General features: G+C 40.2%; 6 protein-coding genes and 1 pseudogene. 3 read left to right on the top strand and 4 right to left on the bottom strand.

The window, feature by feature from the left end:
- Window positions 1–187: 187 nt before the first annotated feature.
- The 3 genes from ilvD to BLS38_RS02135 form a co-directional block, all read right to left on the bottom strand.
- Window positions 188–2,017 (bottom strand): dihydroxy-acid dehydratase, encoded by a 1,830-nt coding sequence (ilvD, locus tag BLS38_RS02125; protein ID WP_092746673.1) that lies wholly within the window; start codon window positions 2,015–2,017, stop codon window positions 188–190.
- A 556-nt stretch (window positions 2,018–2,573) separates the two neighbouring features.
- Entirely contained in the window at window positions 2,574–3,368 is a 795-nt protein-coding gene (gene tpgA / locus BLS38_RS02130) for a trimeric autotransporter adhesin/peptidogylcan-associated protein TpgA (RefSeq protein ID WP_092746674.1), read from the bottom strand.
- A gap of 73 nt (window positions 3,369–3,441) precedes the next feature.
- Entirely contained in the window at window positions 3,442–10,332 is a 6,891-nt protein-coding gene (locus BLS38_RS02135) for an ESPR-type extended signal peptide-containing protein (RefSeq protein WP_092746675.1), read from the bottom strand.
- Window positions 10,333–10,621: 289 nt separating this feature from the next.
- Here BLS38_RS02135 and fmt point away from each other — a divergent pair, with 289 nt between their 5' ends.
- Both fmt and rsmB read left to right on the top strand, forming a co-directional pair.
- Window positions 10,622–11,590, top strand: coding sequence for a methionyl-tRNA formyltransferase (gene fmt, locus BLS38_RS02140; RefSeq protein ID WP_092746676.1), 969 nt, complete (start codon window positions 10,622–10,624; stop codon window positions 11,588–11,590).
- Complete coding sequence (gene rsmB, locus BLS38_RS02145; RefSeq protein ID WP_092746677.1) at window positions 11,590–12,888, top strand: 16S rRNA (cytosine(967)-C(5))-methyltransferase RsmB; 1,299 nt, start codon at window positions 11,590–11,592, stop codon at window positions 12,886–12,888. The genes fmt and rsmB overlap by 1 nt, the downstream gene beginning before the upstream one ends.
- A gap of 22 nt (window positions 12,889–12,910) precedes the next feature.
- Here rsmB and zupT read toward each other — a convergent pair whose 3' ends face one another.
- The gene (gene zupT / locus BLS38_RS02150) at window positions 12,911–13,708 is read right to left on the bottom strand and encodes a zinc transporter ZupT (protein WP_092746678.1); all 798 of its coding nucleotides are present in this window, start codon (window positions 13,706–13,708) and stop codon (window positions 12,911–12,913) included.
- A gap of 43 nt (window positions 13,709–13,751) precedes the next feature.
- On the opposite strand from zupT, the pseudogene BLS38_RS02155 reads away from it, so the two are divergent.
- Window positions 13,752–13,886: pseudogene (locus BLS38_RS02155) on the top strand (DUF1345 domain-containing protein); the annotation flags it as partial.

Here is a 13,886-nt window from a genome sequence, read left to right on the forward strand (position 1 = left end):
GTTGTTATGCGCAAAAATGGTTAACAACTGATGTTGTATCAGTTTAACAAAAAATAAGCAGGGCTTTACGTGATTTCACGCTAAATTATCATTTTTTATTTAGTTTTTTTACTAAATCGAATCATACATATATTTTAACGTACCATGACGTCAACATTGTAACGTCATGGCACAAATCAATCATACTTTATAAAATACGTACCGCACCTTTTGCTGCACTTGTCGTATGTTGTGCATAAATTTTAAGGGCTTTAGACACTTTACGTGGGCGGTCCTCTTTAGGGTGCCAACCGTGTTGTTCTTGAATCACACGGCGTGCAGCCAATGTTTCATCATCAACACGCACGTTAATGGTACGGTTTGGAATATCAATATCAATAATATCGCCATCTTCAACCAGACCAATTGCACCACCTTCAGCAGCTTCAGGGGAAATATGGCCAATCGAGAGTCCAGAAGATCCACCAGAAAAACGACCATCTGTAATCAATGCACACTCTTTACCCAAACCTTTCGATTTTAAGTAACTGGTCGGATAAAGCATTTCTTGCATACCTGGTCCACCACGTGGGCCTTCGTAGCGAATCACCACAATATCGCCTGCTTTAATACGCAAGTTTAAAATGGCATCTACAGCTGCATCTTGGCTTTCAAATACACGAGCTTGCCCTGTAAATTTCAAGATTGAATCATCAACCCCTGCTGTTTTTACAATACAGCCATCGAGGGCAATATTACCAAACAGCACAGCAAGGCCACCATCTTGTGAGAAGGCATTGGCTGCATTACGAATCACACCCGTTTCACGATTGCCATCAAGTGTTGGGTAGTAACGGTTTTGTGAAAAAGCCGTTTGAGTAGGTATACCACCGGGTGATGAGCGATAAAATTCATAAATATCTGCATCTTCGGTAGAAATAATATCCCACTTATTAATGGCATCAGCGAGTGTTTTTTCATGTACCGTACTAACACTTGTATCTAATAAGTTGGCACGTGCAAGCTCACCTAAAATCGCCATAATACCGCCTGCACGGTGTATGTCTTCCATGTGTACATCTTGTTTTGCAGGGGCCACTTTACACAATACAGGCACGTGGCGAGAAATACGGTCAATGTCTTCCATGGTAAAGTCGACACCTGCTTCGCTTGCTGCAGCCAATAAATGTAATACCGTATTGGTTGACCCACCCATCGACACATCAAGAGTCATCGCATTTTCAAAAGCAGCCTTCGTTGCAATCGAACGTGGTAACACACTGTAGTCATTTTGCTCGTAGTGGCGCTTTGCCACCTCAACAATCAACTCACCAGCACGTAAAAATAATTTTTCACGATTGGCATGAGTTGCGACAATCGAGCCATTACCCGGTAAAGACAAACCTAATGCTTCGGTTAAACAGTTCATCGAGTTTGCAGTAAACATACCTGAACATGAACCACATGTTGGACATGCAGAGCGTTCAAACTCTTTGACTTCTTCATCTGTATAGCTTTCATCAGCGGCTACAATCATCGCATCAACAAGGTCAATGGCTTTTTCATTGCCACGGAATTTCACTTTACCCGCTTCCATTGGTCCGCCAGATACAAATACCACAGGAATATTCAGACGCATCGCGGCCATGAGCATACCTGGGGTGATTTTGTCGCAGTTCGAAATACAGACCATGGCATCAGCACAGTGCGCACTCACCATATATTCAACTGAGTCTGCAATCAAATCACGTGATGGCAATGAATACAGCATGCCGTCGTGTCCCATTGCAATACCATCATCCACAGCAATGGTGTTAAATTCTTTTGCAACACCACCAGAGGCTTCAATTTGTCTAGCAACCAATTGACCTAAGTCTTTTAAATGAACATGACCTGGTACAAATTGAGTAAATGAGTTAACAACGGCAATAATAGGTTTACCAAAATCGTCGTCTTTCATGCCTGTTGCACGCCATAAGCCACGTGCTCCGGCCATATTTCTTCCGTGTGTCGATGTTTTTGAACGATAATCTGGCATGTGTTTTTTCCAAATGTATGCTTGAGATGGTCACAATCTCTGGCTAAATAATACTTCGATAAGTATGAAAGATAGTCAATTATTGCACCATCATACGGTGAAGTGAATGTATATCAGAATAAATATCTGTCATGCACAATGCATTTACAATATGTTGACTACACTCAGTTTACAGTGTCTTGTATCGTATGCATTGGCTTATCATGGTCGATATTGAAAATCACGCATATTGGAAGAAGCAATACCTAAAGTATAGGTCGGGTGAGCTTTCATCATTAAAACCAACTTTAAGTCGGTTAAACTTAAAGGCGTATTCTCAAAATCGAATCATCAATGAGTTGCGGTAATCTCGGATAAAGTGCCGATATTCTCATATGTTCGATTTAATCTCTTATGTTCCATTCTATAGAACAGTTAGATTTTCTAAAAGCTAAAAACAGATATAGTGCCTCAATACTACGCAAAACTTATATGAATATTTCTTTTCAGTACTATGAATCTTTTTTATATGAAAAAAGCGCTCATGATTTGAGCGCTTTCTCTTTTTATAAATATTTTATTTCCAGTCAATCACAACTCGGCGGTTAGGTGCATTACAACTTACACTTTGATGTTGTCTTTGCTCGCCTTTACATTGCTCAAAACTCGTAGTTTTATTGGCTGCTGTAACATCAATCACATTTTGACTCACACCAAGGCTAACCAGTTGTTTGGCAACAGTATAAGCACGTTGCTCAGAAAGTTTCTGATTATAACTGTAGCTACCCGTTGGATCTGTATAGCCTGTTATTTTTACCTCTTGTGCAGAGGCCTGTTTAATCTTTGTAGCAATGTCTTGTAGTGACAGTGATGTTTGCTCTATAGATTGAACATCTGATTTATCATAAGCAAAGAGTACATACGCCTGTTGTGGTGCTTTTACCACAGGAGCAATAACCGGTACGGGTACAACAGTATTATTGACGCCCCAATCCATTAACCCTTGGCACTCTTCACCTTTCCATGATAAACGTTCGCCAATATTGTGTTTATCGAAATCAATTCTAAGCTGACAACGTTTGTATTCATCGCTATTTGGTTTATGTATATCTAAAACATAATTCCATGTTTTTACAAAAAATATTCCTTCATTAAATTGAGGGTTACCTAAAATATGACGATATTGATCTTTGGTTAAACCTACATCTAAATTAGCAACAGTCGTATAACTATAACGCTGTACTTGTTTTAAGTAGCTTTTGCTGATGTCTGGAAAGCTAATCTCAGCAGTATCTGCATAAGTGTTTATAGTGGCAAGCATACAGCTAAGCCCAAGTATCAAACCGCATTGTTTTTTTGATGTCATTTTCATTTATATCACTCTCAAAATGTTGAATGAAGAGGAAGACACTACATGAATCTTCCTCGAACATATGGGTTTGAAATTAATCAATCACACCACTAATACCAACACGGAACAACGGTGAGCCTGTGTTACCACCAGCCACACCACCTGTCATAGACCAACGACCATTATCAGCAGTGCGTCTGAGTGTTGCACCCACTGCACCTTGGTTATTGTAGTAAGATGCACCTGCTGCATACGTCCATTTACCTGGTACAAATGGCGCTTGTTCAAGCGCAGCTGAAGCTGCAATACCTGCAGATAATTTATCTTCAAGTTTGTTTATACGGTTATTCGTATATGTGAAAGCTTGATTTAAATTATTTTCAACATTACCTACACGGTTATCTACTGCTGTCAGTGCATCACCTAAATTATTGTAAGCACTGCCTGCAACGCTATAGCTTGGTGCAGTGACTTGACCATTACTGTCTACAGTTGAGCCTCCACCAAGGTAACTTGCAAGATTACTATTCGCTGTATACAACTGACCTGCATTGACTGCATCAGTAGAACTTGCAGCCACTGTACCCGATGCAACGTTAGTCACTTTTTGGCTACCTGCATTAATGCCTGTGTTGCCTACAGATACACTACCCACATTTAATTGATCTGTTTTTACACTGCTTACATTTAGGTTATCTGCTGTTGCTACTTGATAATTGGTACTGCCGTCAGTATTTTTACTACTGGTCACCACAACATTATTGCCAGAACTAACAGTAGATTTAGCCTGTGTTGCTGCACTGTTTACACTTGCAATCGCATCGTTAATGGTGTTTTTACCTGTACCACCAATATTACTGGTACTGACGGTACCATCAGCATTGACTGTTGCATTACCACCAACAACATTCGCCACACTATTAGATACACCTGCAAGTTGGCCGCCATTGACAGCATCTTTAGAACCCGTGGCTACAGCACCATTGGCAACATTGGTAATAGTTGTGCCATTGCTACCACCACCTAAAGTGATCTTGTCTTTATTCACTGAACCATCTGCATTTTTATCATACTGCACTGCATTACTGGTTAAGTTACTTACATTACTTGCAACACCACTGATTGCTGTATCAAGTTGTCCTTTATTTACTGCATCTGTAGAAGCTGTACCTGCAGCTACACCTGTAATTTGTGTACCTGCGGCATTAATACCACTCGTAGTGACACTCGGGCCATTTACAATAGTTAAACCATTTGAAGTCAATGACACATTCGAGCCGACTTGAACACCGCTGTTATTCACAACTGTATTCCCTGCCGTTAGGCTATCTGCAACCAAGTCTTTTGCAGTAGAGACTTGATAATTCGTGCTGCCATCACTGTTTGTTGTCGGATCTATCGTTACATTTTGCCCAGCAGAAACACTTGTTTTCGCTTTAACCGCTGAACCACCTGCATTTTGTACAGCAGTATCTAAAGCACCTAATGCACCTGCAAGTGTATTTGATGTTGTCCCGCCCACGTTATAGGTTGGATTACTAATTGAACCATCACCATTAACGGTTGCACCTGCACCTAAAATATTGGCAACAGAGGCTGTACCTGCATCGACTTTATTATCTACCGTTTTAAGCTGTGCTACATTCACTGCATCACTATTGGCTGTACCTGCTGCAACACCTGTAATTTGACGGTATATATTATTTTCTGCATCACCCACAGCAACTGCACCTGTGGTTGATGTAGTAGCTGCTATTGCACTTGCATCAGCAGTTGATGCTTTTGCTGGTACAAAACCTGCAACCTTTTCAGCAGTACGAGCAGCTGAACCTGTTCCTAGCACCACCGAGCCGGCTGTAGTTTTAGTCACATTATTACCAACAACAAAGGTATTATCTGTGGATACAGTATTGTTATTACCCAGTACATAACTTTCGTTACCACTGACTGTACTTGGGTCACCAAATGCACCTGAGTTGTTACCAGATACATTATTTCCTGTACCAATACTAATAGATTGTGTCCCTGATGCTGTTGCGCCATCACCAATCGCTACAGATGATGCGCCACTTACGTTAGAGCCATTACCAATCACAACAGAATTAGTAGCTGTACTGTTGGCTAAAGTATTGTGCCCAAGTGCAATCGTACTATTTGCACCATCGGCCACAATAGCATTCACCCCCATCGCTGTAGATGCTACACCACCCGCACTTGAGTCATCTGTAGAGCCAAGAGAGCCTTTTGTACTGTCTCCATTGGTATGTGAGTATTTTACTCCTTCTGTATTCATTTTCTGAACAGTCTGAGCAATCGATAAACGATCAGTTGTTTCTTGTCCATTTTTGTCATACGTCAAAAAGAGTGACTCAGTATTACTATTATTGACACTATGATTTACAACTTGGTCTGCAATATTCACACTATTACCAGCACCATCTGTCACATTGGTAATATTATTTTTAATCACTGCATCTAGTTGACTTTTATTTACTGCATCTTGAGCATCTGTTGCATCTGCAACATTGGTCACTTTTGTTCCTGCAGCATTAATTCCAGAAGTCGTAATACTTGGCCCATTTAAAATGGTTAATCCAGTATTTCCAATAGATGTATTGCCTGCAGTCACGCTGTCAAAGCTGGCATTTTTATCAATACCTACCAGTAAGTTACCCGCACTGTCTGTGCTGGTCTTCACGTTCGCTGTGCTGTATTCGCTGTCCGCTTTGCTTCCCGTGCCTTTAATGGTCAGCGTTTCTCCTAACTTCTTGCTGACCGTGTCACCACTGTTCGCTGCAAAGTTTAAGCCGGCATTGGTTAGACTATTACTCACCGCATCTAACTGACCTTTGGTCGTTGCATCACTGGCATTAACACCATCTTTTACGTTACTGATGGTTGTACCTGCTGCATTCACCCCGTCTTTCGTCACACTTGGGCCGTCTTTAATACTAAAGCCGTTAGCACCATAATTAGTTTGGGCTGTGGTGTTCCCGTTGCTATCCACGGCTGTCACAGTGTTACCCGCTGCAGTGGTATTGGTGCTGTTGCCTGCACTGTCTTTGATCGTGTTACCTGCCGCAGTGGTATTGGTAGTGTTGCCTGCACTGTCTTTCAGATTTGTGCCATCGAGGCCATAGTTGGCTGTGGTATTCCCATCTTTTGAGGTGATGCTTGTGCCTGAACCTGTCAAACTCGCCACATTCCCAGCAGCATCTGTTGTGGTCACACCTGCATTGTTCAGCACAGTATTGCCCGCAGTCACGCTGTCAAAGCTGGCATTTTTATCAATACCTACCAGTAAGTTACCCGCACTGTCTGTGCTGGTCTTCACGTTCGCTGTGCTGTATTCGCTGTCCGCTTTGCTTCCCGTGCCTTTAATGGTCAGCGTTTCTCCTAACTTCTTGCTGACCGTGTCACCACTGTTCGCTGCAAAGTTTAAGCCGGCATTGGTTAGACTATTACTCACCGCATCTAACTGACCTTTGGTCGTTGCATCACTGGCATTAACACCATCTTTTACGTTACTGATGGTTGTACCTGCTGCATTCACCCCGTCTTTCGTCACACTTGGGCCACCACTAATGGTTAAACCATCATTGTTGATCGTGCTGTTACCTGCTTTCACACTGCCATCACTGCCCAAGTCCACAGCTTTGGCCAATTGAACTGTCAAACCGTCTGTGCCATTGCTCACCACACCAATGTTGCCATTAGTGAGTTTACCTGTATCTGTCACACCACCCTTAATACTTAACGTCTCACCCAACTTACGTGCAACATTATTGCCACTGTCTGCCGCAAAGCTTAAGCCTGCATTGGTCAAACTGTTGCTAACATTATCTGAGGCCGTTTTGAGTTGGTCTTCTGTGGCTGCTCTACCTGTTGTCGCTGTACCATCCCAATTGGTGTTAGTTAAACCAGTAACGGTCCCTGCCGTCCCATCAATCACTACAGGTTTAGATCCCGTACCTGAACCCACCGTCACTTTATTGGCCAAATTATAAACTACTTGATTGTCGCTGTTCGACGCCACCAAGTTACCATCGGTATTGGTGAAGTTAACTGTTTCACCCAACTTCACGTTGTCTGAATTGGCACCATTGGCTGTAATATTAAAACCACTGTTGGTTAGATTTGTTGCAACCGTATTTAACTGACTGCCATTAATCGCATCTTTAGATGTTGCAGAGATCGTTCCATCTGCAACATTAGTGATTTTCATATCAGCGGCATTCACACCTGTTGTGGTGACGCTTGGACCACCACTAATGGTTAGACCATCTAAAGTAATCTGTGTTGCACTTAAACCATCAGAAAAAGTTGTTCCTGTTGCATTACTTATTGATTTATTACCATTAGTATCTGTTATCGTTGTTCTAACTGGACCATAAACTGCAGTATTTCCTGCTGCATCTTTTACTGTCAGACCATTGGTGTTTAATACAGTATTACCTGTTGTGACACTATCAAGATTGATATTTTTTGCAAGATTATAAACCACTTGGTTGTCGCTGTTCGACGCCACCAAATTACCATCAGTATTAGTAAAGTTAACCGTTTCACCCAGCTTCACGTTGTCTGAATTGGCACCATTGGCTGTAATATTAAAACCACTGTTAGTTAGATTCGTTGCAACCGTATTTAACTGACTGCCATTAATCGCATCTTTAGATGTTGCAGAGATCGTTCCATCTGCAACATTAGTGACTTTCATGTTCGCTGCGTTTATGCCTGTTGTGGTGACGCTTGGACCACCACTAATGGTTAAACCATCATTGTTGATCGTGCTGTTACCTGCTTTCACACTGCCATCACTGCCCAAGTCCACAGCTTTGGCCAATTGAACGGTCAAACCATCTGTGCCATTGCTGACCACACCAATGTTGTTACTGGTTAGCTTACTGCTGTCGGTCACACCACCTTTAATACTTAACGTATCACCGAGTTTACGTGCAACATTACTCCCACTGTCTGCTGCGAAACTAAGGCCCTTACTCGTTAATGTACTACTCAAGCTATCGGAAGCACTTTTAAGTTGATCTTCTGTAGCTGCTCGACCTGTTGTCGCTGTACCGTTCCATGTAGTGTTAGTTAAACCGGTAACGGTCCCTGCCGTCCCATCAATCACTACAGGTTTAGATCCTGTGCCTGAACCCACCGTCACTTTATTGGCTAAATTATAAACTACTTGATTGTCGCTGTTAGATGCCACCAAGTTACCATCGGTATTGGTGAAGTTAACTGTTTCACCCAACTTCACGTTGTCTGAATTGGCACCATTGGCTGTAATATTAAAACCACTGTTGGTTAGATTCGTTGCAACCGTATTTAACTGACTGCCATTAATCGCATCTTTAGATGTCGCAGAGATCGTTCCATCTGCAACATTAGTGACTTTCATGTTCGCTGCGTTTATGCCTGTTGTGGTGACGCTTGGACCACCACTAATGGTTAAACCGGTATTATTCAGCGTGCTATTGCCTGCTTTCACACTGCCATCACTACCCAAGTCTACCGCTTTGGCCAATTGAACAGTCAAACCATCTGAACCGTTGCTCACCACACCAATGTTGTTACTGGTTAGCTTACTGCTGTCGGTCACACCACCTTTGATACTTATAGTTTGACCTAATTTACGGGCAACATTTGTTCCTGTATCGGCAGAAAAAGTGATTGGCTTAATAATGTCTGTAGATAATGCTGATAATGCAGTTCCAACATTATTTGCAGTTGTTGTTGTACCGTCTACTCTACTAATTGTATAGGTAGGTGCACTAACAGTACCATCAGAAGTGTTTAATGCAGATCCACCGCCTAAAGCACTTGCGGTACTTTTAGCAACATTATCAGTATACGTTTTTGTCAACTTCAACTGTGCGATATTAACTGCATCTGTATCTGCAGTTCCTGCAGCCAAACCATTAATTTGACGTGTAACAGTTGATCCATTACCAACAGCAACTGCTGCATTGGTTGATTTCCACACACCTGTATTTGTAGTTGAGCCTGTACCTGTAATTGGATCATAACCCGCCACACCAGACGCTGTCGATGCGTTAGAGTCTGAACCAATAGCAACACCTCCAGCTTGAGATGCTGTGGAGTTAATTCCAAGCGCTGTTGCATTCGCAGCAGCACTTGTATTTGCACCAATTGCTGTTGCACCTGCACCTGTAGCTTCGGCACCAGCGCCACTTGAACTACCTGAACCAATAGCTGTTGAATTTACACCAGAAGATAGAGAGTTAATCCCTATAGCCACTGAACCACTATTTGATGCACTAGACACTGCACCAATTGCTAAAGCCCCTTGGCCGCCAGCATTTGCTGTTGTACCTAATGCAACCGATGCATCACCAACTGCATTAGCAGCCATACCAAAGGCGCTTGAAAAAACACCAACAGCTTTAGCTGCAACTCCAACAACAACAGCTCCTCCTCCCGTTGCAGTTGTTTCAGGATATCCTGAGGGTAAATCTATACCTGTAATTGTTTTATAAACACTATTTGAAGAAGATCTGACTTTATCAATATCATCTCCACCAATCGCTATACTTGAGTTACCGTTGGCATTGACATTATTACCAAGAGCAACTGACTGATCACCTCTAGCTACAGCAACGCTACCTATTGCAACCGACTGAGAATTACCAGAGCTTGCAGTAGAGCTATTATCTCCTATAGCCACAGAACGCGATGATCCTGCTGTTGTTGAGGCACAACCAATCGCTATATTATTTGTATTTGAGCCACTGTTTGCCTGTGTACCACAGTTTGCAGTTGTACCTGAAATAGCTGTCCCACTTCCAGTTCCACCACCTGTATTAACTTCTGCATTTATAGAAGATGAAAATGTCAATAAAGCCACAGATGTAGCGACAAGTGCTGTTCGTGCTGACTTTTTCTTAGACTTACCTAATTCTGATACAACAACCCAACTATTTAGTGTTGCATTCCAAACTATTTTATAAACTTTATTCATGTTTTGAACCCTACCAGTAATCTAATTAACATAATTACAACGCAATATGGTATAACTACTTATTCTTAATAAAAAAACACACTCTTGTACATAATAAATATCATTTAATTAAACACAAATATAAAAATATTATTAAATGTAAAGTAAAACTCATTTTGGGCGTCAAAAATAGCACATATTTTTATAAAATTATCTTTGTATACAAACGAGCATGATTTGCTTTAAAAGTTATATTGTAAAATCTCATAATGTTATAATTAGAGATAGCCAAATCATACGGACCGACGTTTTGAATATTTTATTTGCTGGAACGCCTGAGTTTGCAGCCATTGCACTTAAAGCACTTATCAACAATACATCTCACAATATTATTGCAGTTTATACGCAACCTGATCGCAAGTCAGGTAGAGGCCAAAAAGTACATTGTTCAGAAGTTAAACAATTAGCATTATTACATAATCTGACTATTTACCAACCAAATAGTTTCAAAAAGAGTACAAATGATGGTCTTATTGCACAAAAAGAGTTATTGGAATTAGATATTGATGTAATGGTCGTCGCTGCATATGGACTCATTCTGCCACAAGAAGTTTTAGATGCGCCTAAGTATGGTTGTTTAAATATTCATGGCTCATTACTACCACGTTGGAGAGGTGCAGCTCCTATTCAAAGAGCCGTAGCAGCGCAAGATAACGAGACAGGCATCACCATTATGAAAATGGATCTCGGCCTAGATACAGGCGATATGCTACTCAAAACATCTTGTCCAATTACAGTACAAGATACATCAACCTCACTTTACGAAAAACTCGCACTACAAGGCGCAGCTGCTATTTGTCAGGTTCTTGAAACAGAACAAACTTTATTCGATTATTTACAAAATAGACAAGTACAGAAAGAGTCCGATGCAACATATGCTCATAAACTGGTAAAAGCAGAAGCAAAAATTGACTGGCAGCTCAGCGCAGCTCAAATCTGTGCCAATATTAGAGCATTCAATGCGTGGCCTATTGCATTTATTGAAACAGAACAATATAACTTACGTGTATGGTCAGCTGAGATTAGCCCAGATACTCCAACTTCAGCACATTTAGCAAGCCATGGGGAAATCTTAGAAATAAATACAGATGGTGTTTACATCTGCTGTGGTCAAAATAGTGTGATTTGTATTACCTCTTTACAATGGCCAAATGCAAAACCATTTACTCCACAACAAATTATGCAAGCCAATAAACTACACGTTGGGCAGGTGTTATAATGAATTACAATAAATATCAAACTCTCAATTTAAGAGCAAAAATTATTGATTTATTGGTTAAAATACAAGAAGGTGAATCATTATCAACACAACTTGACCAATATCTCAATCAAATTCCAGATCGTGATAAAGCATTATTTCATGAACTTGCGCTTGGTACACTGCGTCAGTGGTATGCGCTTAAATCCGCTTGCTTACCACTCATAAAGACCCCCATAGATAACAACACATTGCATGCAACACTATATTTAGGACTATATCAGCTTATATATACTCGCATTCCAGCACACGCAGCAATTTCTGAAACAGTCAATGCCATTAAACAACTAGAACTTGGTCAATTTAGTGCGCTCGTCAATGCTATTTTAAGACAATACACTCGTGCACCAGATGAATTAACTACTGCTGTTCAACAAGCCCATGCCTTACCAAGTTGGCTATACAAGCGACTTAAAAATAACTGGCCTGAATATTTAGATGACTTAACACAGCAGTTAAGATGCAGTAGCTCGATTACTTTGCGAATAAATCCACGTAAAATAACTCGATCAGACTATATTAAGCAATTAAAAGAACAGCAAATCAATGCGAGTTATGGTGAACTTTCAGAACAAGCTATCTACTTAAAGAGTGCTGTATCTATTCAATCCCTGCCAGGATTCAAGGAGGGTTTTTTTTCAGTTCAAGATGAACATGCACAATTATGTGGACAAATCCTACCTAACATTGATCATAAAATTGTTATAGATGCATGTGCAGCACCTGGTGGTAAAACTACACATATATTAGAGAGATTTACACCCCAACAGCTCATTGCTGTAGATGATAGCCAATCCAGACTACTTAGAGTCACAGAAAATTTACAGCGACTACAACTTGACAAACAAAATTTTAAAATTATTTGTGATGATGCAACGACTTGGAAAAACAACCAAGATGTAGATTTAATTATTTTAGATGCACCTTGTTCCGCTACTGGCGTAATACGCAAACATCCAGACATTAAACTACTCAGAAAACCTTCGGATATTGAAAAAACAGTTCATTTGCAACAAAGAATATTAGAGAATTTATGGCCTCAAATTAAAATAGGTGGGTACTTACTTTACATTACCTGCTCAATTTTAAAAGCAGAGAATGTAGATCAAATGGTTAATTTCTTTGAAAAAAACAAAAATGCTAAAGAAGAAAAATTACCAAAAACTTGGGGTATCGAACAAACTTATGGACGTCAATTACTACCAATACAAAACGTAGGAGATGGATTTTATTATTGTCTTATAAAAAAAGTGGCTTAATTTTAGCCACTTTTATAAGGTATTAAGCAAATTTAAATGCAACTAAACTAATTGCTAAAGCACTCATACCCACAACAAGGCCATACACAGTTTCATGGCCTTTGGAATACTTTTTCGCAGTAGGTAATAACTCATCCAAAGCTAAATAAACCATAACACCAGAAATTAATCCAAAGACTATACCGTAAATTACATCATTCAAATAAGGAGCTAAAAAGAAATAACCTATCACTGCACCTAAAGGTTCTGCTAAACCAGAGAGAAAACTTGCTCCAACGGCATACCATTTATTACGAGTTGCAATATATACAGGTAAAGCAATTGCAATTCCCTCTGGAATATTATGAATTGCAATTGCAATCGCTAAAGGTGCGCCAACAATGGGACTATCAAGAGTTGCAAAAAATGTAGCTAAACCTTCAGGTAAATTATGTGCTGTAATTGCAAACATGGTCAGTAACCCTGTTCTCATAATTTGCTGATGATTCATTTCAGATACTGTATTTTTTTCTAAAGTATCATGTGGATTCGGCACCAATCGATCCAAAATTAACACTAAAACCATACCACTTAAAAATGCAAATGTTGCAAAGCTATATCCTATATTTTCTGGATATACTGACGAAAAAGAAGAAATAGATTTATTAAGTATTTCAGTTAAAGATACGTAAACCATTGCACCTGCGGCAAATGCTAAACCAAATGATAATAAGCGTGCACTTGGTTGCTTAAAAAAACAAACAATAATACCGCCGATAACTGTAGCTAGACTAGCGGCAATCGTTAACATAAATGCAATAAATACATTATGATCAACCATATGGAAGAATCTCCTGAAAATAAAGTATTAAACACTTATATCAGATTTCATTTATTTTAGCTATGTAATCGGGACAGCCTCGCAGACAGCGGATGTATCGATAACGAGTTCAAGAATGAGGCGTTTGAATACACTACATTTGTTATTGGCATTTGCATATAACACATTGATTTTAGCG

It is taken from the genome of Acinetobacter boissieri, from assembly GCF_900096955.1.
Lineage (GTDB): Bacteria > Pseudomonadota > Gammaproteobacteria > Pseudomonadales > Moraxellaceae > Acinetobacter > Acinetobacter boissieri.

Bases quoted from the DNA above. Each gene is read 5' to 3' on its own strand.
- ilvD (WP_092746673.1), bottom strand. From the start codon at position 2,017: ATGCCAGATTATCGTTCAAAAACATCGACACACGGAAGAAATATGGCC.
- tpgA (WP_092746674.1), bottom strand. From the start codon at position 3,368: ATGAAAATGACATCAAAAAAACAATGCGGTTTGATACTTGGGCTTAGC.
- BLS38_RS02135 (WP_092746675.1), bottom strand. From the start codon at position 10,332: ATGAATAAAGTTTATAAAATAGTTTGGAATGCAACACTAAATAGTTGG.
- rsmB (WP_092746677.1), top strand. From the start codon at position 11,590: ATGAATTACAATAAATATCAAACTCTCAATTTAAGAGCAAAAATTATT.
- zupT (WP_092746678.1), bottom strand. From the start codon at position 13,708: ATGGTTGATCATAATGTATTTATTGCATTTATGTTAACGATTGCCGCT.